This window comes from Candidatus Fukatsuia endosymbiont of Tuberolachnus salignus (assembly GCF_964030845.1).
In the GTDB taxonomy this organism is placed as follows: Bacteria; Pseudomonadota; Gammaproteobacteria; order Enterobacterales; family Enterobacteriaceae; genus Fukatsuia; species Fukatsuia symbiotica.
Genome location: NZ_OZ034983.1, coordinates 1,846,431 through 1,869,569 on the forward strand (window position 1 = coordinate 1,846,431; position 23,139 = coordinate 1,869,569).

Sequence of the window (23,139 nt, forward strand, 5' to 3'; positions counted from 1 at the left end):
TGAAAGTTTTTTTCAATTATCAAATAGGTTTGATAATTGAAAAAAGTTTGATAGACGCTAAAAATGCGTATTTTCTTAGAGCCGGTTCGAAATATTTTTTAAATTTTATCTGTGTTGCTGTAAATTGATAGGATGAGAAAAAAATACTTAAGCGACATCAGCGAAGAAAAATTTAACAAGATAAAACCGTTACTAGAGAACGCCCGGAAGAAAAGAAGACCAAGACAAGTCGACTTATACGACTTGTCTTGCGCCATCACAAAATCATGCAATCCATGACTAAACGGGAAACACGCTACCTCCTTGAAAATAACCACTTCTCCAGTTACTCGTACCTGTCCACGTTTTCTTGTTATCAAGGGTCATTGTTTTACTATGAAGTACCCGCGAAGATGGAAGAAAATCGCTTTTTAGCTGAGGGATAATAACAATTTTTACTTGAATATTAGGTAATCTTGACAGATTTTTCAGATATAGCTACGCATTTTAATTTTGATTACAATGTAAAATTTCGTGACGCTATAGCTGAATTTTTCGATAGCACATTGGCAAAAATTGCTCCCTTTCTCAGAGGCAGAATTTCCAAACCATAGGGCCCATACCTTCAAGTTGAATGGGTATAAGCAACCTCTTAGCGTCCTGTGTGGTTGGTAAGTTAAGTTCATCAGCGATAGCCTTAATCGTACGTCCATTCCTCTGATATACCTTACACAGCGCCTTTTCTTTAAACTCCTCTGAATAGGGGGAAGTTTTCATTATCATATTGCCTCTTCCGTCCAACCCATGACAATCTGGATCAGCTCATCATAAAAAAACTGGATTACAAATTATTAATTGTAAACTAAAATATAAAATTAAAGTTTACATGATGGCGATTATTTTTTAACCATGAACCTAAAAAGAAAAAGAAACGACTAATGAAAAAAACAAACGAGCCTTTGCTGCATATTGTGGCGCCCTCCTCAACACAGGAAAGTGACCTTCAGCATGCTGGCCTGGCACCAACACGAGAAATGAGCCAGATTGGGAAAGATAGCAGACCCCCCTTGCCATCTCCGGCAGAAAGGCGTCAGCATACGAGCCAGGTTCTCACCCCGTTAGGTTATTCAGTTGATACTGTCAATCCAGACACGCCAGTGTCGGAGATTATCGGGCTGCTAAAAATGAGGGTCGATGAAAAACGACACAGCATGGAGGAATTTACCAGGGACACGCTAACCCGGAATGGCGCTAAGGTTCAAGGCAAGTCAATTAAAGCCGGAAATTATTCCATCGTCTTTCGTGTAGATGATCGAGCGCCCCTTGACTTGATCACTTATGGCTTTGGGCCTTCAGGGAAATTTTTGCGTTTCTCCAATATGCTTGACACATTTGCTACCATCGGGAGTGCCAGCCTCAGTGCTAATAACAACATTTTTGATGAATGGGGAACAGATAATGCTCGAACCACCGGTAAAACCACGTATCAGTATGCCATAGTGACAGAAGGCAAGGATGTTGCTTCTGCACTGGATAATGATCTTGGAGAAACATACGAAGATTCAAACTATGATGAAGCCCATTTTCCTTACGTCACGCCGGAGAGGATTTATCTTCTTGATTCAAGTGATCTGGATGAACAAAAACTCATCGCTGATATCGTCACATCGGATCATGTTTCCACGCCCTATGGCGTGCCGCTGCAAGCTTTTATCGATTATCAGGCTGGTGATCTAGACATTAACTCACCCAATAATCCCTTTGCAGAGGATCGTTTTGCCTTGCCTGGTGAAGAGGAAGGCAATGAATCAGGCTCTTCTGTATTGTCGGGCGATAGCAGCGGCCAGGGCGTGCCAACTGTATCAGGTCGCACCCGTGAATGGGTTGAAGCACATGTTCTATCGTTACAGCCACCCCCTTCTGTTCTAGGAAAAGGTGAAGAAAATCAGTATCACCCTCTGGATGCTGGCACTGAGGGTATGTCTGAGATCAAAAGAGATGATGTCGATGTCTGGAGCCAAGTAAAGGTTAATAGCGACAGTGAAAGCGACAGTAAGCCCAGCCACTTTGACGGCCAGATCATTTTGCAACTTGAAGATGAACCGGTAGTGATGAAGGCGGCTGCAAAACTGGCTGGCAAACATTCGGCCCATTCCGTACTGGTGCAGCTGGATTCACAAGGAAAGTATCGGGTAGTTTATGGCGATCCCCATATTCTGCAAGAGAAAACAAACCTGCGTTGGCAAGTCGTGGGCCATGGCAGCGATGAAGGTGACACTAACAGACTGGCGGGATACAGCGCAACTGAGCTTGCGGAAAAGATCGCCGTACTGCGTATCCTGCTTGACACTGAATATAGCGTTAACAGCAAACCTCAACATCTCAGCCTGGTCGCCTGTTCGATGGCAACACGCATTGATTATGCAAAACAGCTCGCTTTGTCATTGAAGGAAAAACAGATTCATACGGCTATTTCCGCACGCCGTGTTCAGGTTGTTGTCACTGATAACGGTAACAAACTGACGCAACACAGCACTGGCAACTGGGGCCACAAAATCAGCGAAAACAAGTTAATCCTGCGCTGGAACAGTATGGGGGAATTGGTCGAGGAAACGGGTGGCAGTCATCCCGGCGGGGATCAGGATCGCCCTGGCGTTGCCAAATCGATGTCAATTAACCCTGACATCCTGAAGACTAATACATTAGGAAGGGAGGCGATCCAGGGCAATGAAAACACGGCCATACGATTCACACCGGCTCCTGGGCGCCCGTCTGTCATTCAGCACACATCTGGCCAACGTCCGTCTGTCATTCAGCATACCTCTTCCTTTCCAGCACCCTCTGCCATTGGACAATCACCGCAGTTAAAACCCGCAGGGCCGCCAGCCAAAAAAGCCAGAGTCGCCGCACCTGAGACATCTCGGGAGCAGCCATCCACCTCTACAATCTCAGGCATTCAGTATGGTTTAAACGGATCTGAATATGAACCTTATGTTTCCACGGATAGTACCTGGCATGAAAATGATCCGGCTTATCCTGTTTCTGGCAGGGATCCCCAGGGTAAACGTTCTCGTGAATTCTGGAATACAGCGAAAAGCCTGTTAAATGATGCGTCCAAAACCAACGAAGAAAAAGCAGGAGCACTCAGCCGGCAGGGTATCCAGCTTAACCTGCATGGCCTGGAATTTTTTCGGATGCCAGGCAATGTCGCCACCGAATTAACAAATTATAACGGTAAACTGATTGCAGATGTGGTCAATCACAGGGTTGGTGGTGAACCTGTGATCAGGCGAGTGATAGAGCCGATGTCGGGATCAGGCACTTATTCTAACTGGGTAAGGGCACTGGGGTTTAAGGGAGAAATGATATTAAATGATGTTAATCCCTGGCTTGTGCGGGCACAAAAAGCCATTGTTGAGGATCCAGAACAGGTTCTGCAAGCCATTGAGGAAATCAAATCAGATATACTGGCGATTGGCAAAAGGCATGGCATTAATTTTAATGAGAAACTGATAATAAAATTTGACGATCTTTTTCCTGAATTACGTCATATTGCTTTAGATGAAAACGTAAAAACACAGAAATTAATTGAATTCAGCAAAAAAGGTAAGGGATCCGCGTTTCGTAAAAACCTGCATGAATATTTTTACGAAAAAATGAACAGCTTCGCATCAATAGAAAATAAAAAAGTCGTCTTTAATGAGCCTGCCGCAGCAGTTCACCATCAAGATGGTACCATAACCACCCTTCAGGAATTAAAAAGTCACTTCAACGCAAATTTCGCTGCGTTATTCTATATTATGCAAAATGCCAGCAATCATGGTGATACGGTTAGGATAAGAAACCTGCCTGCTTTAGGAGAAGAAACCATTCACTTGCCCTTGTCTATCCTGACAAGGGATAAACACCGCTACTTACAGGTATTTAATACCAGGGTGAATGATAAAAAACTGAATTTTATTAGCCATATTCATGCAAATAAAGCTAGGCCAACAGAATTTCTGCATGGAGATGGCTGGGAATTATTTAAACGGGACGATATAGGCCCTGGAGACTTAATCATATTAAGTGGTCATTTTAGTGATAAATATTTATCTGAAGCTGAATTCGCTCAAAAAATTGACGAGTACGTTATACCTGCTACCGAAAAGGGCGCGAAGGTTTTGATCATGAATGCCTTTTCAGAAGGCAAAGAAAGCCTCCTGCAACAGCTTGGGTTTCAGGTTTATAGCCATGATAAATCGCAGTCAAGGCGGGTTGCCAGGCCAAGAGGAGCCAGGTTGGTCGCGTTGAAAAATATCGACACAGCAGCGAATGAATTAACACCAGAGAACCCGTTACCGCGGGTTTTGGGTGATTTTCTATTACATGTCAATGATCTTGAACAACGTCATGGTGTCATACCGGGTTTAACCCGAGCAAAAATAAATAGTGATGAACACTACCATGAAGAGGGTTACTTCCCGTTAAGTGATACGCCTGATCTTAAAAGGGATAATGTCAACAGCTGGAGCCAGCTGACAGTGAATACTGACAACCCTGGAGAAGCCAGCCGCTTTGATGGCCAGATCATTCTTCAGCTTGAAGATGAATCTGTGGTCATGAATGCAGCCGCTAGGCTGGCCGGTAAACATCCAGCCCACTCGGTGCTGGTTCAGCTGGATGCCGAGGGAATGCCTCGGGTAGTTTATGGTGATCCTTCTATTCTGCAAGGGAAAACAAACCTGCGTTGGCAAGTGGTGGGACATGGCAGTAATAAAGATGGCATTAACAGACTGGCGGGATACAGCGCGACTGAGCTTGCGGAAAAGATCGCCGCACTGCGTACCCTGCTTAGCACTGAATATAACGTTAACAGCAAACCTCAACATGTCAGCCTGGTAGCCTGTTTGATGGCGACTGAAACTGATTACGCAAAACAACTTGCTTTGTCATTGGATGCCCAGCATATCCGTACGGACATTTCTGCGCGTCGCGTACAGGTTGCCGTCAATAACCGTGGGCAAAAACTGACGCAGGACAGTAACAACAATTGGCAGCATAAAATCAGTGAAGATAAATTAATCCTGCGCTGGGACAAAAACTCAGGAAAATTAGTCTCTACTGCGGTTCAGATAAGCGGTTGGGATATCGGGGATTCAGACCAGAAAATCAGTCAGTTAAATGAAAAAAATCAGCTGCTTACCTCTCTTCATCAGGCGGAAGCACTTTATCCAGCTATGGCCGGGTTTTACAGAAAAAACCAGTTATCGCCAAAAGAGTGGCTACCGGTATTCAGTAGTTTGCAGCCTGGTGATACCAGCAACGATCTGTCGCAGGGGAACAGGGTCTATACTATCGAGTTCATTCATCAGACTGATCCCTTTCAGGCCCGGCGTAAATTCACCATCGATGATCGGCGTATCGTTGATTTTATTCAGCATTATAATGAACAATTGGCGAAGGCCGGCAAACAATATCACATTGCCGGGGGGGAACGCATTTCATTGCCTGATGTCACTGATGTTGAGGGAGTCGATGGGCTAAATGCGGGCATACTGGTAAAAATGCTGATCCCCTGGTTTGCCAGTAAAAGCCGCACTGCTGTTGCTGGCGATGAAATGCCTGGCACATTAAATACCGCCCTACAGGTACATACCTATGTTGGCCTGGCACAAATGGCTCACAGTACAGCGGAAGATATTGCGAAGATCACCACACTGTACCGGTCAGCAGTGGCTATCAGCCAGGGTAATACCTTGACCAGCAAGATGTCACCGCTGGCACATCTGGGCAAGGGGCTCGGCACGTTATTCAATCTGGGCAATGTGGTGCTGGATAGCATTGAGCTTTCCCGTGCGCAAAATGAAGCCCAGCGCGCAGTTTTTGGCACCCAGTTGGCTTTTGATTCAGCGTCGCTGGCCACCACTGCGTTCAGCTGGTTTGCGGGGGCCACTTCTACGGCAGGGGCATGCGCGGGTGTGCTGACGGTGCCCCTGGCCGGGCTGGGGATAGGTTTTACCGCACTGGCAGAAGCCTTTAGTGCCGTTACCGCTAAAGCCCAGGCGGTGGGTGACTATTTTGCCGATCTGGATGAGGCGTATAAACAGGGTGGCTACCGGCAAGTGACGAGAACGCTGGCAGATGGCAGTCGCTATTCTGTGATGGAGCCCATACCGGGTGCGGTGATCAAAATACTGGATTTAAAAAACAGGCAGCTGACGTTGGGTAGCCAATATATTTATCGCAACGATCCTGAATACTCAGTGGGTTCTAGCAAAAGTAATTACTTCTTCTATTGGCCCGCAAGAGAGCTTAACTCTAATAAAAATGAGGCGATCAATATCCGTGAAGGCATTGGTTATTCCGAGGCACAACACAGCTTTATTCCGGGTGATGGCCCGTTGATCCTGCCGACCACCGCCGTCTCTTATATTCGTTATGAGTATATGGCTCTACCCTTTTGTACTTTGCGTCGTGATAGGGGGTTTGATGTGTTGCGGCGGCTGGAGCAAGACGGGCGCTTTGACTATGATTTTTATGCTTTTCCTTCTGAACGGATCATCCATAAAATTACCCATGAAATTAAAGCCACCGCGGTCAATGTCATTTTAGACGGGCAGAACCGCGATATTATTGTGCCGCAACTGCCTGACGTGATTAAGGGGAAATTATCTTATCAGTTTGCCGGTGACGGTGGCGAATACCGCATCAGTCTGCAGCCTGGGGTTTCTTTATCTTTACAGTCAGGCAACTCTGCCACCCGCTGGGTACTGGATGGGCGTCAACTGGGTGCTGATGAGGTTGTTATCCGCGGCAACCAGTTGCAGGTTGGTGGCGTACAAATCACCCTGTCTGCTGAGCCCTGTGGCACCATTTCCGTGATAAATAACAAAAATGAGATTTTTACTCTCGACCGTGATCAACAGGGTAAAACCTTACAGGAAACCGATGGCAGTCGCTTTACTGACTGGCAGGCGTTGCACCAGCACCTCAGGTTATTAACCAACCACTCAGATCCCGGCAATCACAACTCCTTTATAACAGTGGAAAATTATCGGCCGCCGGCTACAGGCAGGAATGTTGGCAGGGCGTTTTATCAGGTGAGTACAGATCGCTTTATTTATACCAGCAAACCTGAAGCCAACCAGTATCTCAGCACTGCGCAGCTAGCCTGGGTTGACGGCAATAAAGCCTGGTTTTATCGGGGCACCGATGTTTGGCAAGTGGATATCGCCACCGGTGAGGTGCTCCGGCAGTATCTGCCGATTCAACTGTTGGGTAACGATACCAGGGTGATCCAAAGCCGCGTCTGGCAAGACAATAACCAGCTCTACCTGGCCTTTGAGCAGCAGTATGCGGGTAACAATGTTCACTACATTTATCAAATTGAAGAGGCCGCCCTGAAACTGGTTAGGGTGAGTGGTGATACTGCACTGATGAATGAGCTGCAAGACCTGGCAGGAAACGAATTTTCCGCGGTTTTCCCGCAATCTGCTGGCGTTCAATATGCCTATTCGTTAGAAGATGGCAGGCCGGGAGAGCAGGTAGACGGGTTGAAAAAACGGGACGGTGAGCATCTTTCCCATTTATCTGCCAGGCTCACTCCTCATCAGTGGCTCAATCCAGTACAGGCGTTGACCTCGACAACACGTCAGGTTAAAGGGACGTTGGCAGCCAGTATCAGTCTTTCTGGTGAGGAGAAGACCAGTGAGGGCTACTGGCTGTTTTCTGATGGTCAGGAGATAAAGGGCTGCGTCAAGGCTAACCTGGGCGAGGCAGCATTGCCGTCGGATCTTGTGCTGGCTTTCGTCACCAGGAATGATAAACCAGGCTACTACTTTTTTAGAAGGGAGAAGGGTTGTGTTTATTTCCAGGCGGATAATGGACTCTCTGGCACCCAGGCAACCAGGGTGCCTCTGAGCGGGGTTAAGTCTGTCATTCCCTGTGATCAACAGTATTTTGTGCTCACCAATGAAGGCACGGTATGGTTGTTGAATGACGGAGGCAAAGGTAAACTGGTAGGCGTGGCTTCAGAGTGGCTGCATCATCACCGGAAAAATTTAACCACACAGCTGGACCTGCTGGCGACACAGAACGACAATAAATTCGATAATCTGCTGCTATGGGGGATGCAAGACAGAACAGGGAAAGTGCTCAGTAGCTGGTACGACAGCGTGGCGAGCAGGGTAATACAGGGAGGGCCTGACCTGAATGCCGATCACCGCCTGACTTACCTTGGGTTAAGCCATGACAACAGCCATGCATGGATTTTTGATGCTGATAGCCAGACGTTATATCGCCAGCCACAGGCGGAAAATGCTGTGCTAACACTGAGCAAGTCATTGGTGCCTGATGACTTGCCTGGCAATGCTGAGGTCTGGCAGCCACAGGCTTCGGGCCAAAAATATGTCAGTGCAGTGCGCGTCGGCAATAACCTGCGCCTGGAAACCACTGACGGTGCGGTCGCCTTGTTGTCGATCACCGCAAAACTGGCGGACAAACCTGTTCTGATTGCCTTGCGTGTCAACGCGCGCCAGGATGCACAGGTGGCCTCGCTGATTGAGGCAATGATGCCCCATTACGCGTCACCGCCAGTAATAAGATTGCTGGTTCAATCCGGCCAGGCACTAGGCTGGTATCTGGCTCACGAGAAAAAAATCCTCCGGGCATCGGGTGTTAATGCTGAACACGTCTTACACTATCTGGGTAAGGTTGCCGGGCAGAAGGCCAGTTATATCCATGACCAGACGACAGGCGAACTTTGGGTGGTAGGGGATCAGCAAACCACCTGTGTAGGGAATTACAGTTTTATTCACCAGGATCAGGGGAATCTGGTGCTGGAGCTGAACCAGCAGACATCGGCAACTGAGCTGGGCGAGGTGGTATTGCCGCAGTTGCAGGGGGCAGATAGCCTTATCATTTCTACTCTACCTACCAGCAGAAATCGCTATCGGTTTGATGGTTCACTCTTGAGCCATTATCAGCAGATAGTCATGGACGAGCGAGGTGTCGATTCTATCATCCGGCTTGAGCCTGGTGAGGCAGGATTTTCATTGCAGCACAGCGGTAAGGCACTCATTCTGTATGATAACCTGTCTGGCAGCGGTATACGCCTGAATGATGTTGATTCGGCCGCGCAGCGCCGGTTGAAACTTGCAATTACAGGTACCACACCGCTGGCATTGAGCCTGTTACTGAAAGAAATGGCCAGACAAACGGCGTTAAACGACGATGATAGTCCATTGCGGCTGATGTCAGATCAGGGCCAGTTCCAGCTACTCAACGACACAGGCCAGACACTGTTTGGTGGTCATGACGATGATGATTATCAGTTTACTCGTGGTGATGGCCATAACACCATCATGGAAAGTGGTGGCCATGACACCCTGGATTTTACTTCTGTCGATATCACCAAAGACAGGATTGGTTTGAGGAAACAGGGGGATGATTTAACGCTGTTTATCGATGGTGAAAATGCTGGTGACAGTGTAACGGTTAAAGATTACTACGCGCAGCCGCAGAATAAACTGGAAGTGATACAGGCAGGGGGTTACCGGTTAGTCGGGGATAATATTGATAATCTTGCGCAAGCCATGACAGCTTTTCCGGCGGAGGGCGGAGTAACATCACCCTTGCGGAATGAGCACCTGGTGCAGTCAGTTAACCAGTATTGGGTAGCGGTGACAAATCTAGCCGGGTAAATTCAATGGGTTGCCTCGTCCACGCATTGCGGTTAACCCCCCTGTGTCAGCATAGTTGTCGCCTCTAATTTTCCTTATAGGATTATACTCAAGAGGCGATATTATCGTGGGAAAAGCGACTTATTCAGATGAGTTTAAAGAACAAGCTCTGTGTAAAGTTTATCAGCGCAATGGGCGAACAATTAAAGCTATTGCAGATGAACTTAACTTGCCCCCCAGAAAGCTAAGAAGTTGGTTAGAATCAGCGAGAGCAAAGAAAATGACGACAAGAGCTGACCCAGCGAAACGTCCGGAAGAGTGGCCGATTGAAGCCCGCTTGTTGGCTTTGCAACAGAGTCATGGCTTAGCAGAAAGTGAACTCGCCGCGTGGTGCAGGGCGCAGGGAATTTCTGCCCATCACCTGACGCGCTGGCGTGAGGATTTTTGTGACCCGAAGCGAACACAGAGCACTCCTCCCCGCGATGAAATACGTGAATTAAAGCTGGAAAATAAAAGATTAGCAGGGGAGCTCAGCCATTTACCTCCCAGTCAGATTGTTCCGATGTTGGCCGACGAAGGAAGCTATCTCGCCTCAGAATCCACCTTTTACCGCGTATTGCGTGAGGCCGGGCAGCTGAAGCATCGACGAGCCGAACGCCCGGCTCACCCGCGTTGTAAACCTCGGGCGCTCAGTGCCAACGCGCCCAATCAACTCTACAGTGGGGACATCAGTTATCTACCCAGCTGTATTAAAGGACTGTATTTTTACCTCTACGTTTTCCTCGATATTTTTAGCCGTAAAATAGTGGGGTGGCAGGTATATGCCGAAGAAAGTGCGGATAATGCCAGTGATATGATGAAAGATGTTTGCCTGCGTGAGGGGATTCTGCCCGGCCAAGTCACCCTCCATTCCGAAAACGGCAGCCCCATGAAAGGCGCTACGCTGTTGTTTACGCTAGACATGTTGGGTATCGCGACCTCGTTGAGTCGACCTTCAGTGAGCAACGATAATCCTTATTCTGAATCGACCTTCAGACCATTAAAATATCGCCCTGATTACCCGGTTAAGCCCTTTGATAATCTGCTAGAAGCACGCGACTGGGTCGAACACATCGAGCACTGGTATAACCCAGTGCATCGCCACAGTGGGATTGAATTTGTTACACCTGCACAGAGACACGCGGGATTGGATCAGGCCCTATTAGCTCAGCGCCGCCGCGTCTATACCAACGCGCGGGCTGCAAACCCAACTCGCGGGTCAGGTCAACTACGTAAATGGCAGTATGTGAACGAAGTGCATTTAAATCCATAGAAATCACATGAAAAAAAGGCGATATTCAGTCCCAAAAAGCGGCCTAGAATTTTATGTTCCGGGCGACAACTACATTGACAATTACCGGAGATAGAGCACCAGTATAGCGTAACGTATTAATTTTGATTACAATGTATAGCTAAATTATTTAACAGGGAGTTAGCGATGAGCCACTCTGTCGATTTTCGCCGTAAAGTTCTGGGTATTCGAGAGCAAGAAAACTTGAGTATCAGAGAGACCGCTAAACGCTTCCACATTGGTTCAGCTTCCGTTACTCGCTGGCTCAGTCGTATCGAGGTTAAAGCTTCTTCCCCCCGTCGGCGTAAGCTTGATAAAGTGGCGTTAGCTGAAGATGTTGCACTTTATCCCGATGCTTACCAACGGGAACGGGCGGCGCGCTTTCAGGTGTGCCAGAAAGCCATTTGGCAGGCACTGAAAAACCTGGGTGTCACCTATAAAAAAAACCCTGCGTCATCCCAAGGCAGACGAAGAGACACGGCGTGCCTTCCAGGACACGATAGCCTGCTATAAAAAGCAGGGAAAACCGGTCGTTTATCTGGATGAAAGCGGTTTCGCACACGATAGGCCACGAACCCACGGTTATGCTGCACGAGGTCAACGCTGTTGGGGTACCCAGGATGGGCAGCCTAAGGGCCGAACAAATGTCATTGGCGCGTTACTGGGAACCGTCCTGATGGCGGTCGGCTTATTTTTTTGTTCCATTAACAGTGATGTTTTTTACGCCTGGGTTACCCAGCGCCTTTTGCCTACTCTTCCTCCTCATTGTGTCATCGTGATGGATAACGCCAGTTTCCACAAACGTCTCGACATTCAGCAGGCTATCAGTAAAGCCGGGCATCGGATTGAATATCTCACTCCCTACTCACCTGCTCTCAATCCCATTGAACATAAATGGGCACAAGCCAAAAGCAAAAGAAGGGACTTAAATTGCAGCCTTGACGCCTTATTCTCTCAATATAGTGCATAATCATTATTATGTCGTTCAGCCATACTAGACGGAAAAAGAGGTATTGTATTTTTTGGGGATGGCTCTACGAAAAATAACACGGGTTATACGCCTATACCAAAAATAGTTATCAAGCCCAATGACAATGTAGGTATTGGTACAGATCATAATCCAGAAGCCAAGTTAGCCATCGAAAACAAGAACAATAAGCTGGAGTCGCTCAGAATACGCAATTTGTGGGATAAAAAACTAACCGCTACCAGAATTTTAGTGATTGACGATCAAAACAATGTGGATGACATCGAAAAAGATGAATGGCTTAGAGAGCAAGGTAAGGAGATAATCATTATTCCTGAAATACAAGTAAACACCGAGCCTCCTCTTATTTTCATCCCCAACAGTAAAATAATAATGGGAAAGGGTACTATCTTAATTAAATGTAACCTTAATAACCGTGATCGTCAAAAATATAACGTTGGCATTAGATATTAAAAAAACAAATATGATGTTTTATTTGATAACGTAATTTCTCAGGTGTCGTATAGAGATAAACGTTTGAATAAAATACAGCATAGCTTTAAAAATATCGGGCGACTAAGCATCATCAAAGATTGGGCAGAAAATACATACAGTTTCTCTTTTTACATAGATAATCACAATAATTTGTGCATACAATATGTCTGTAGCCGTATAAATTGATTCAAAACAAAGGGTTAGAAAAGAGAGTGTCGATATCGCATTGTCGTTTCCTACGAAGGGCTTTAGCCTGAGCCCATTTGTGCTCAATTGGGTTGAGGTCAGGAGAATACGTCGGGAGATATTCCAGAATAAAACCGGATTTTTGTCTAGCAGACTGGATATCCTGGCGTTTGTGAAAGCTCACATTATCCATCACGATGACAGCCCCTTGAGGGATTTTTGGCAGTCAGTCTTGGGTTACCCACGCATAACAAATATCGCTATTGATATTATATTCAAAGGCACAAACGGTGGTTAATTTTCCGTTAAGCTGAGCGCCGATGACATTGGTACGCGCTTTAGCGTGCCAATCATGTTGACCGTAACACCGCTTACCTTTAGCTCAATAGCCGTAGAGGCGGGGCATCTCATGAGCAAAACCGCTTTCATCCACGTAAATAATGGGGGGCTCGCTGGCTTCATAGGCCTGGATCTTGACCTGAAAATCTTCTCGGGATTGGACGTTGGCTTTTGGATGATAAAATGTTTTTTTTATAGCTAAACCCTGCCCGTTTTAACGCATGGCAGATACCTCTAGCGCTCACTCCCATACGTTGGGCTCGCTCGTATTGAGACGCGTCAGGGTAGGTTTCCACATCAAGAATCAACGCCGCTCGAGCTATTTTACTGGCGGGTTTATCACGTGTCAGACAAGGTTCTATTCGAACGGTCATTGGTTGAAATCGTTTTTGAACAACTAAAAAATATGTGCCAAATAGAGCATACTCGTCACCACTCACCACAGAATTTTATCGTCAATTTACTCGATAGCATCGTCGTTTACTGCTTTGTACCATCCAAACCAAAATTAGCTCTGCATTGTAAAAATATCGTCACATTATAAAATAGTCGGCTTATCTCAAACTCAGGTTAAAATAGGGTATTCCTCAAACAGTTTACTAGAGTTCCTTCCAAACCCAAGAGAATATATGAGAATAACGTTCTTAAAAAAACCTCTGGAAGATTTATAGAATGAATTTGAAAGCCATTAGCCCATTGTCAGCGGAAGAATTTCGGCGTTTAACAGGTGTAAAAAGGGCTAGGTTTGATGAGAGGGTTAAATTACTTGGGGGCTCCCGAACGGCAAAGAGAGCACGCGGAGGTCGACCCAAAACTTATCCTCGAAGAGGTCTTGCTAATCAAAAAAGCACCGCAAGTACTATTTAGGGAAAAAGAAACGACGTACCTTAAAAAGCCAGATTGTCGTAGATAAGGCCAGTCGATGTGTTATTTGTACAAATTTCAGTAATGGAAAGCGCCCCGATTTTCGGTTATTTAAAGCATCCAATATTCACTTTAAAACGAGCACCAAGGTATTGACGGATACGGGTTATCAAAGGTTAGATAAGCGGCATGCCAATAGTGCGTTGCCAAAGAAAAAGTCAAAAAAATGCCCACTGACTATTGAGGATAAAAAAATAGGGCACTATCAAGTCAGCGAGTTCTGAATGAGAATGTCATTGGACATGTTAAAACGGTTTAAAAGTATTGCAAATAAATATCGAAATAGACGAAAGCGATTTGGACTGCGGTTCAATTTAATTGCCGGAATTTATAACTATGAATTGGATTTGTAGGGTTTGGAAAGAACTCTACTGATTGCTCTACCTTTTATTCATCTCATTATTTCATTTGGAGTCCTAGTTTAATGCAAAAGATTGCCATTTTCTCGATTTTCCGAGGATCTTTATTGGCGACAGTACCCTCATCTACCGGAAGATCAAGCAATATGACATCAATATCCAGAAAGGAAATGGCATATTCATGTTGTTTAAAAAACAACTTATCATCATTATATTTATCAAGGAATTGATTACAGTTGGCATGATGAAATGCTATTTCATAGAGATGATAATGATTATCTATATTTTGAATTTTTTATAATAACTGAGTTGGCTTATCTTAGCCTTCTTATTTATTATATATGAAATTCATCTCATATTATATACGGCCCGAGTTTTGTAAAATGACGAATATAAATGAATTAATAATATTTTATATCCTATTGAGGATAAAAAATGTGATTAATAATATATCCTTGTATTTATTTGTGTTATCTTCTGGCAAAGTACGTTCTTGATATTTACTTTTGGAAGAAAAATATGGAAAGTAGGATTGCAATAATAACAGGTGCCACATCTGGCTTCGGAGAAGCGATTAGTAGAACTTTAGTACATGCAGATTGGCGAGTTATTGGTACAGGGCGCCGAACCGAACGCCTGGCAAAATTGCATGATGAGCTGAAGAAGGCTAAGGGTAAGGAGGCTTTCTTGCCCTTAGCCTTTGACGTCAGAGACGAGGCTTCTACTCAAGCAGCCCTCTCCTCGCTGCCAACTGAGTGGAAGAATATCGATCTACTGGTCAACAATGCAGGGCTGGCACTTGGTCTGGAACCTGCGCATAAAGCCTCTTTAGAAAACTGGGAAAAGATGATTGAAACCAACATTATAGGGTTAATACGGATGACACATTTTTTGCTACCAGGCATGGTCGATAGAGGTAAAGGTCATGTGATCAATATGGGTTCTATTGCTGGCAATTACCCTTATCCTGGAGGAAATGTCTACGGTGCCACCAAGGCCTTTGTCAAACAATTTAGCCTCAATTTACGCGCTGATTTAATCGGGACACCCCTGCGTATCACCAACGTGGAGCCGGGTCTATGTGGTGATACTGAATTCTCCAACGTACGATTTCAAGGCGATGATGCTAAAGTGGCTGCTGTTTACCAAGGAGTGGAATTTATTCGCCCAGAAGACATCGCCAATACGGTGCTCTGGATCAGTCAACAGCCTCCTCATGTCAACATCAACCGTATCGAGATCATGCCGGTAGCTCAGAGTTTTTCCGCGCTTAATATTAGCCGTCGTTGATCATATTGTCGTTGAGTCATATTTTTATCGGGTATGCCGTAAAATTTCAATCTGAAAGGTAAAGTTTTACGGCACGGTTTTCTAGCTAATAATTTAATTATAATGGACGGTAAAAGTGACATGGCTGTTAGCCTGGCCACCTTTAATTACATTTTTTGTTTGAACGTAGCGAGCAACACATGGAATTTTAATCTCTTCGGAGATAGCACCATCGGGTACCTCAATTCTTCTTCTTAACATCATCGGATTGCCTTCATGCAGTATTTGTATTCCTACATCGTCAGCAACAACAGCATGGAGCGATGGTTCTAATTCAAGTACATCAGAAAGATTATTCACCGTTTTACCGTTTAGGGTTAAACGAACCTCAGAATAAGGATCACAGCTTAGTAAAATTTTGAATTTTCGATCGGCTGCATAACGGCCAATCCCCGAAAAATATTTCGTTAAAACATTGCCAAGTAGCACAGTAACATTAGGAGTAAGGATCTCACAACTAGCAATCCTTATATTTAATCCACTTATTTTAATGGGTATCTCGTTTTGCCGCTTATAAGCAAACTTAAAAGTAAAAACGCTTATATTAATCGAAGAACGTTCATCAACTTCTGGATAAAAACTATCCGTGGTTTTATATCAGGGCGGGATTCCACTTTGCTGATTTTTTAACCAAAAATAAGTTTACTACGAAAATCGGCTGACCAGGCGGCTCGTCTACGTTTACTGGCAATACTATCTTGTTTACCTTTGTGCTGTTTAATCACACCCAACGCGACGCGATTGAAAAGAGCGACATGGGCTGCTCCATCCGGAGCTTTTATCAAGGCTGCCTCCTAAGGTCGGCGACGTGAAGTAGTCTGTTATCTCTTGATTTTTTTGAAGAAACGGTGTTATCTATTAGCCGGTCCCGTTACTCGTTCAGCTAAGGTGTTATGCCTAAAAATATCTGTCACTCACATCAAACAGCGCATACCAAAATGGTGAAGCAGACCTTGAAAGAGGTTGCTAAAGCCTTAGCCATGCCTTATCAGAAAACGCATCAGGCCTTTACTGGCGGAGATAATCTTTTCATTACAGAGACGTTTTGGGAAATATTCTGGGCTCGCTTTCCCGCAGAGTCTGCAATGAATGCGGTCTATTTTTGCCCGGAGTGTCGGTCGTTTGATCTAGAACACCCGTGATGCTTGAGCCGAAAGATGAACCGTAAACTGCGTCATCCTTTTCAGGTCGGTCATGCGTGGTGGAATTACTATTGTGCTCATGCGGATAAAATACGGCCGGTGGTGGTCGATAATCTGATTAAACTGTTTTCCTGCGGAACATCGGCGCTGGGGTTTGCCAGCTGGCGCTGTCAAAAGGCAGGCTGTACGCACACCAAACGGATTTGCTTTACCTGCCACAGCCGTTCATGCCCTTCCTGTGGTAAGAAAGCCACAGAGCGGTGGGTGGCCAAACAGCGCACGGTGCTTCCCATCACAAAATGGCAACACATTACGTTCACTTTTCCCCGTGAGTTCTGGCCGTTGTTTGAGCTAAATCGTGCGCTGTTAACGCATCTCAGTCGTCTCGCTGCCAAGGTTATTTTAGATTTTTGCCAGCCAAAAAACCTATTGCCTGGCCTATTCACGGCGTTGCATACGCATGGGCGAGCGCTGAATTGGCATCCTCATGTGCATCTTTCGGTGACCTGTGGCGGACTCGATGACAATGCCGAAAAATGGAAAAAAATCACGTTTAGCGGAAAAACGTTGATGAAACAGTGGCGTTATCAGATTATCACACTACTTCGTCAACAGTGGGATACCTTGCAATTACCACCGGAGTTATCACAAACCCTCACGAGGCTGGGTCAACGGGAGCAGTTTCTGGATTTCCATTACCAACGGCATTGGAATATCGACCTGGCAAAGCCGACAGACAATGCCCAGCAAACGCTCAATTATTTAGGCCGTTATTTAAAAAAGCCTCCGGTGTCGTTATCCCGGCTGGAACATTATAACGGCCAGGAAGTGACCTATCGCTACCTCAGTCATAAAACCCGAGAGCAAGAAAAACTTAACCTCAGTATGGACGAGTTTATTCAGCGTTTTATTAGCCACATTCCGGATAAACATTTTAGGATGGTCCGCTATTATGGTTTTTTAGCGCCCCGCCGTCGGACTACACTGCTGCCGATTATAGATGCTTTGTTGGGGCAGGAAAAAGAAAAAACCGTCAACATCACTTATGCGGCAATGTTAAAACGCCTAAGTCGTATTGGCCCTCATGAGTGCATCCTGTGTGGCTCTCGTTTGGTGCTAAGCGGTATCACATCAGGCTTGCCGTGGCATCAGTTAATGCTTCACCATGAATCTCTGGCAAAAATGAAGGGGATTTAGCCTCTGCAGGGAAGGGGCGCCTCGCGTTCGAAAATGCTGGTTTTTTAAACGAAAATGACCCTATTATCACCCGGGACTCTCTACGTTAAGGAGAATAACCCTAAAGTTTGAAAATAATATCGTTTATTTTTTGATCCAATTCTGTTTTTGACAATAAAACCAAATTATTAAAATTCCTATCTATCAAGGCTGACGGAACGCAAAGACCTCTAGGCATTCCCGTTATCGCAGATCGTGTTGTTCAGGCAGCGGTGAAAATTGTTATCGAACCTCTTTTTGAGGCTACCTTCAAGGATTGCTCGTATGGCTTCCGGCCTCGGAAGAATGCACAACAAGCATTGCGGGAAATCTACAAGTGGCTGAATTTCAAGTGCCACTGGGTGGTAGATGCGGATTTGAAGTCGTACTTTGACACAATTCCGCACGATAAATTACTGCTGTCCGTTCGAACCAGAGTCATTGATCGCTCGGTTGTAAAGCTGATCGAGATGTGGCTTAAAGCTGGAGCGATGGAAGAGATGAAAATCCGGAAGGAGACGACCGGTACGCCGCAAGGGGGAGTGATTACTCCGCAAACAATCTGGCAAACTTCTGCCATATGTTTTGTCTGATCCTGCTTCCAGGCTGGTATCATTCCCGGGATTCACCCGAAAAACCACCACAATTTCATCACGATAAATTTCTATCCGTTTCACCAGCGCACGCAGAATTTCTCGCTTCATCAGAAAATCGTCCGTACTCAGGCGTTCCGTGACCGCAGCAGCAAAATCCTCCACCCGGTTAACCAGTAGCAGCAACTCATGCTGGTTCTCTGTGGCCTGTTTCACCTTCACTCTCTGGCGCGCAAGTTCCGCCAGCCTGAGCGTCATCACTCTGATCCGTGGTTCAAAGTCTGTTTTGCCAATCAGCCCTTCGGCAAAACTATCAATCAATCGGGACCGCCCCACGTTTAGCTGATTTTCTTGCTTTTTCAGACGCTCAGCATCTGCGGTCTGTCCACTGTGCTCTGACGCCTGCGTTAGACGCTGCTCATATTCTTTTTTCAGCCGTTCCGGCTCAGACAGCAGCGCAATGACCTGTGCCCAGACCGTTTCATCCAGCATGGATGTCCTGACCTGTTTATTGTCACACACCCGAATGCCCCCAAAGCGGTAAGCATCCGTCCCAGTACAGTGGTAATAAGAATACTGCGCCCCCCCTTTTGCCGCAGATTTACTGACTTTTTTGCCATAATACGCATAGCGACAGTGGCCGCACACAGTCAGCCCCTGTAAGAGATAAGCGGCTCCCCGGCGCCCCTGTCGTGCATGTCGGCGGTTTTCTTCCAGCTGTTCGTTGACCGTCAAGAAAAGAGCGCTGTTGATGATGGCAGGCACAGGGATCCCGATGCCGTCATCCGGCTTACTTCGTATTACTGAATAACCGTTCTTGAGGATATCTGCACTGTTGCGCGCTGCTCTCACCCGGGGACGGGGGGCGCAGTTTTTCGTTTTTCCGAACACAGCAAGTCCTTTGTAAGCGGGGTTCTTTAACATGCCCCATACCGTACTGCGGTCCCAGCCGGGTTTGCCGGTGGCGCTTTCTATGCCTTTCTCAGCCAGACGTCTGACCACACCGCCTAGACTCAGGCGCTCTATGCCAGCCCAACTAAATATCTTCCTGACCACGGAGGCTTCATGAAGGTTGACAATATACTGTGCGGGTGTCCCGTCCGGCTGCCTGCGGATATACCGATAACCGTAAGGTGCACCGGAAAGGACACCGACATTACCACAGCGTGCACCGTGAAGCTTACCACGCCGGTTGCGCTCCATAATCTTTGCCCGCTCATATTCAGCAAACATCCCCTGCATCTGCAGAAGCATCATGTCTTCCAGCGTGTCGCCGGGGGTGTGACAGATAAAGATAACCTCCACGCCGCAGGCGCTGAACTCTTCCATCAGCAGAGCCTGATAGGCGTATTTACGGGCTAGCCTGTCGGGCGACAGGATGTACAGGCATTCAATATCGCCTGCCGCCGCGTAGTCCCTCAGGCGCTCTAGTTGCGGGCGGATAAGTGTAGCACCGCTGACACCATCATCGATAAAGAGCATGGCGTCAGGCAACACGTGGCCGTCCTCACGGATGCGGTCCTTGATTGCTGCAAGCTGACTGCCGATGGTGCCATTTTTTACCTGTTGCCCGGAAGAAACGCGGGCGTAGAGTGCGACCAGTGCCTTGTTCATAACATTTTGCTCCGTCTAGCGGTTGAGCGGGCAGGAGCCCGGTGAGGTTTGGCCTGGGCCTGGTCGTGAGGGGTAAGCACGTGGTGGTTAACGGGAGTCAGCTGTTCATAAACATCCGTCAGCTGGTCGTCAGAAAACCGGCTGGGCTCGAAAGTGATACGTACGTGTTGTGAAAATGGCTTCGGTTTCATTGCTGAGGGTCACTCCGTGTGCCGTTATCAGTCTCAATAACGAGGGAAAACTCAGTGATGCTCCCATCCGGATGACCAGACTTGAGGCAGCGCCGGTGAAAACGCAGGCCCCAGCTTACGCGAAAGTTTGCACTATTGTTTGCGGAGTAATTTCTCCCTTGCTCGCTAATCTCTACCTGCACTGGCTTGATTCGACGTGGGAGAAAAAGGCGTTCGGTAAACGTCCGCATGATGCTCATATCGTGCGATATGCCGACGATTTTGTGATTTTGTGCAGCAAGCGCCCGGAGTTTTATCTGGATCAGGCCAAGAAAGTCTTAGACCGACTTGGGTTGACGCTTAATGCCAAGAAAACGCGGATAGTTAATGCCATGAAAGAGCCGTTTGACTTTCTAGGTCACAGGTTCGCAGTTCAACCATCGAAAGTGACGGGCGAGTTGAAGACCTTTTACTATCCGACTCCCAAGGCTATGAAGTCTGTTAAGCAGAAAATCCGTGATGTTGTCCGAAAAGGGCAGCACTGGGATTGGCCCACATTGGTGAAAGAAAAGGTAAACCCGATTCTTCGCGGATGGGGGAATTACTTCAAGACAGGTAATTCAAGGAAGCATTTCTTGAGCATAGCGAATTACACGATATGGACACTCTGCATCATGTTGCGGAAGAAGCACAAGAAACGGGGTAAGGGGTGGAGGGACCACCCGCCGTCCTGGTTCTACGATTACCACGGGCTGTTTAAGCTGTACAGCCTGTCCATAACCGGAGATGAAGGGAGTCGGTATGCCCGACCTGTGCCGTCGTAACGCTGTGGAAAGAAGACAGTCGGAAAGCCGTGTACGGGAAAACTGCAAGCACGGTTTGACGAGAGGTCGCTGGGGAGATGATGTCAAACCAGAGACCTACTCTACGAGCGGTTCTCCGTTTTGATGACAAGACAATTTATCGAGGTAAAAATGGAACAACGAACAGAAGCCTGGTTTGCTGCAAGATGCGGCAAGGTCACAGCCAGCAAATTGGCAGAGGTGATGGCAAAAGTAAAAACAGGCGACGCAGCAACGCGAAAAAAATACAGGGCCGAGCTGATTTGCCAGCGTCTGACGGGGAAACGGGGAGACACCTTTGTCACGCTCGATATGAAGCACGGGACGGCACTGGAACCCGTCGCCCGTGAGGCTTACATCTTGCGTGAATTTGCAGTAGAGGTCACGGAGGTCGGTCTCGTCGACCACCCCACTATTGAGGGGTTTGCGGCCAGTCCCGACGGATTGGTTAATGAGGATGGCCTGATCGAGATTAAATGCCCCAAAACCTGGACGCATCTGAAAACGATAAGAACAGGTGTACTCGAAAAAAAATACCTCCTGCAAATGCACGCGCAAATGCTGTGTACGGGGCGAAGATGGTGTGACTTTGTCAGCTATGATAATCGACTGCCTGACACATTAGCCTACTTCAAAAAGCGCATTCACTTTGATGAGGCACTGGGCAAGGAAATTGAAACAGAAGTGCGAAAATTTCTGCAGGAACTTGAAGATGAAATCGAACAGATTAAAACGTATGGAAAAGTGGCATGAAGATAACGCCACTGAAAAAAAGTGATCGTTTAGCGGATGAAATACGCGTAGAGTTGCCTGTCGATAATATCAACGCCACATTGTAGAGAGAACCACAGGGAGAGACCGTGCCTGACATATCGAAGCCTCATGACAAATTATTTAAAGGGACCCTACAGCATCAACAGATTACGTTGGATTGGTTGAAGGCACATCTTCCAAAGAGGATCCTGAAGTTAATTGATATCTCCACGTTAAAGATGGTACCCAACGAGTTATCCCCTAAATGGCCTGATACACTGTATAGCGATGTGGTTTTCAGTTGTAAGATTAAAGGCCAACTGAGCTACATCTATATTTTGGCGGAACATCAAAGCAGTGATGATGAAATGATGGCATTTCGTATCCTCTGTTACGTTGTCGAGTTGATGAACTACCACTTAAAGCAGGGTCATAAAAAATTGCCGATTGTGTTGCCCTTAGTGCTCTATCACGGAGAAAAATCGCCTTATCCCCACTCACGAGCAATCTGGGAATGTTTTGAGGAGCCAAAATTAGCAAAAAAATTGGCCCTGAAGCCCTTTCAACTGATTGATTTAACGGTCATGTCAGATGAAGAGATAAATCGACATGGTTTAGCGTCAGTGATGGAAATCTTATTCAAACACTACCGCGAAAAGCAATCTCCCCTCACCTGGTTAGAGGCGTTGTTATCTGAAGAGAAAATGACTACAATTTACACACAAGTGAGCCGTGACTATTTCAAAGACGTACTGAGGTACTTTATTGAAATATGTGGTAGAGCCAGTGATTTGGCAGAATCAGATGAGCTGGACAAGTCATTAGCACTGTGGCTTAATTCCGTTCCACAAGCAAAGGAAGACATTATGACATTTGCACAACAACTCGAAAAACGGGGCGAAAAACGCGGCATAGAACAAGGCATGCAACAAGGCATGCAACAGGGCATGCAACAGGGCATGCAACAGGGAGAAAAACAAGCGTCCTTAAAAATCGCGAAAGAACTTCTTGCTGACGGAGCAAGCAAAGAAAAGATTAAAAAATATACTGGACTTTCTGACCAAGATATTAAAGATATTGAAGTATTGCTACATTAAGGTGTCTTAGCACCTGCTATACCCGGACGGGCTGAATGATGATTCAGCCTCGGGGGAATGTTTCGTTAAAGGTGTTAAATAACTTTAACTAGCGAATGCTGCATACGTAAGTAGTGCGGTTTTTTTACGCCCATAAATTGCCA

The 23,139-nt window shown here is 46.5% G+C and carries 15 protein-coding genes and 4 pseudogenes; 14 read left to right on the plus strand and 5 right to left on the minus strand.

Annotated features, from left to right (window positions below; translation table 11 throughout):
- The first annotated feature begins 917 nt into the window (after positions 1–917).
- From AAHH42_RS08875 to AAHH42_RS08895, 5 genes are all read left to right on the plus strand, one after another.
- Positions 918–9,662, plus strand: coding sequence for a TcdA/TcdB pore-forming domain-containing protein (locus tag AAHH42_RS08875; protein WP_342220940.1), 8,745 nt, complete (start codon positions 918–920; stop codon positions 9,660–9,662).
- A 106-nt stretch (positions 9,663–9,768) separates the two neighbouring features.
- On the plus strand, positions 9,769–10,953 hold the full coding sequence (locus AAHH42_RS08880) for an IS3 family transposase (protein ID WP_342220941.1): 1,185 nt from the start codon (positions 9,769–9,771) through the stop codon (positions 10,951–10,953).
- Positions 10,954–11,118: 165 nt separating this feature from the next.
- Positions 11,119–11,484, plus strand: a complete 366-nt coding sequence (locus tag AAHH42_RS08885; protein WP_323586042.1) for an IS630 transposase-related protein — start codon at positions 11,119–11,121, stop codon at positions 11,482–11,484.
- Positions 11,399–11,941, plus strand: a complete 543-nt coding sequence (locus AAHH42_RS08890) for an IS630 family transposase (protein ID WP_342220942.1) — start codon at positions 11,399–11,401, stop codon at positions 11,939–11,941. The genes AAHH42_RS08885 and AAHH42_RS08890 overlap by 86 nt, the downstream gene beginning before the upstream one ends.
- Before the next feature lie 213 nt (positions 11,942–12,154).
- Complete coding sequence (locus AAHH42_RS08895) at positions 12,155–12,412, plus strand: hypothetical protein (RefSeq protein WP_342220943.1); 258 nt, start codon at positions 12,155–12,157, stop codon at positions 12,410–12,412.
- 208 nt (positions 12,413–12,620) lie between these two features.
- Here the strand turns inward: AAHH42_RS08895 and AAHH42_RS08900 are convergent, their stop codons facing one another.
- Both AAHH42_RS08900 and AAHH42_RS08905 read right to left on the minus strand, forming a co-directional pair.
- Positions 12,621–12,812 carry a transposase gene (locus AAHH42_RS08900; RefSeq protein ID WP_342222048.1) on the minus strand — a complete coding sequence of 64 codons (192 nt, stop codon included), beginning with the start codon at positions 12,810–12,812 and terminating at the stop codon, positions 12,621–12,623.
- A 265-nt stretch (positions 12,813–13,077) separates the two neighbouring features.
- Positions 13,078–13,332, minus strand: coding sequence for an IS630 transposase-related protein (locus AAHH42_RS08905; protein ID WP_342220944.1), 255 nt, complete (start codon positions 13,330–13,332; stop codon positions 13,078–13,080).
- On the opposite strand from AAHH42_RS08905, the pseudogene AAHH42_RS08910 reads away from it, so the two are divergent.
- The 3 genes and pseudogenes from AAHH42_RS08910 to AAHH42_RS08920 all read left to right on the plus strand — a co-directional run.
- Positions 13,314–13,502 (plus strand): annotated as a pseudogene (locus AAHH42_RS08910) (transposase); the annotation flags it as partial. The gene AAHH42_RS08905 and the pseudogene AAHH42_RS08910 sit on opposite strands and share 19 nt — an antisense overlap.
- A 298-nt stretch (positions 13,503–13,800) precedes the next feature.
- Positions 13,801–14,235: pseudogene (locus tag AAHH42_RS08915) on the plus strand (transposase family protein); the annotation flags it as partial.
- Positions 14,236–14,760: 525 nt separating this feature from the next.
- Positions 14,761–15,531: an SDR family oxidoreductase gene (locus AAHH42_RS08920; RefSeq protein ID WP_342220945.1), complete on the plus strand. Its 771-nt coding sequence runs from the start codon at positions 14,761–14,763 to the stop codon at positions 15,529–15,531.
- Between the two features lie 93 nt (positions 15,532–15,624).
- On the opposite strand, the gene AAHH42_RS08925 is transcribed toward AAHH42_RS08920, so the two are convergent.
- Positions 15,625–15,999 (minus strand): fimbrial protein, encoded by a 375-nt coding sequence (locus AAHH42_RS08925; RefSeq protein WP_342220946.1) that lies wholly within the window; start codon positions 15,997–15,999, stop codon positions 15,625–15,627.
- A gap of 197 nt (positions 16,000–16,196) precedes the next feature.
- Positions 16,197–16,352: pseudogene (locus AAHH42_RS08930) on the minus strand (ISAs1 family transposase); the annotation flags it as partial.
- A gap of 111 nt (positions 16,353–16,463) precedes the next feature.
- Here AAHH42_RS08930 and AAHH42_RS08935 point away from each other — a divergent pair.
- From AAHH42_RS08935 to AAHH42_RS08945, 3 genes are all read left to right on the plus strand, one after another.
- Positions 16,464–16,712, plus strand: coding sequence for a hypothetical protein (locus tag AAHH42_RS08935; protein WP_342220947.1), 249 nt, complete (start codon positions 16,464–16,466; stop codon positions 16,710–16,712).
- A gap of 15 nt (positions 16,713–16,727) precedes the next feature.
- Positions 16,728–17,909: an IS91 family transposase gene (locus AAHH42_RS08940; RefSeq protein ID WP_342220948.1), complete on the plus strand. Its 1,182-nt coding sequence runs from the start codon at positions 16,728–16,730 to the stop codon at positions 17,907–17,909.
- Positions 17,910–18,133: 224 nt separating this feature from the next.
- Positions 18,134–18,520 (plus strand): reverse transcriptase domain-containing protein, encoded by a 387-nt coding sequence (locus tag AAHH42_RS08945; RefSeq protein WP_342222049.1) that lies wholly within the window; start codon positions 18,134–18,136, stop codon positions 18,518–18,520.
- 522 nt (positions 18,521–19,042) lie between these two features.
- On the opposite strand, the pseudogene AAHH42_RS08950 reads toward AAHH42_RS08945, so the two are convergent.
- A pseudogene (locus AAHH42_RS08950) lies at positions 19,043–20,134 on the minus strand (recombinase family protein); the annotation flags it as partial.
- Positions 20,135–20,309: 175 nt separating this feature from the next.
- On the opposite strand from AAHH42_RS08950, the gene AAHH42_RS08955 reads away from it, so the two are divergent.
- The 3 genes from AAHH42_RS08955 to AAHH42_RS08965 all read left to right on the plus strand — a co-directional run bounded on the left by AAHH42_RS08955 (position 20,310) and on the right by AAHH42_RS08965 (position 22,996).
- Complete coding sequence (locus AAHH42_RS08955) at positions 20,310–21,128, plus strand: group II intron maturase-specific domain-containing protein (protein ID WP_342220949.1); 819 nt, start codon at positions 20,310–20,312, stop codon at positions 21,126–21,128.
- Positions 21,129–21,278: 150 nt separating this feature from the next.
- Positions 21,279–21,899 carry a lambda exonuclease family protein gene (locus tag AAHH42_RS08960; RefSeq protein ID WP_342222050.1) on the plus strand — a complete coding sequence of 207 codons (621 nt, stop codon included), beginning with the start codon at positions 21,279–21,281 and terminating at the stop codon, positions 21,897–21,899.
- Positions 21,900–22,006: 107 nt separating this feature from the next.
- Entirely contained in the window at positions 22,007–22,996 is a 990-nt protein-coding gene (locus AAHH42_RS08965; RefSeq protein WP_119797294.1) for an Rpn family recombination-promoting nuclease/putative transposase, read from the plus strand.
- Positions 22,997–23,139: the final 143 nt, after the last annotated feature.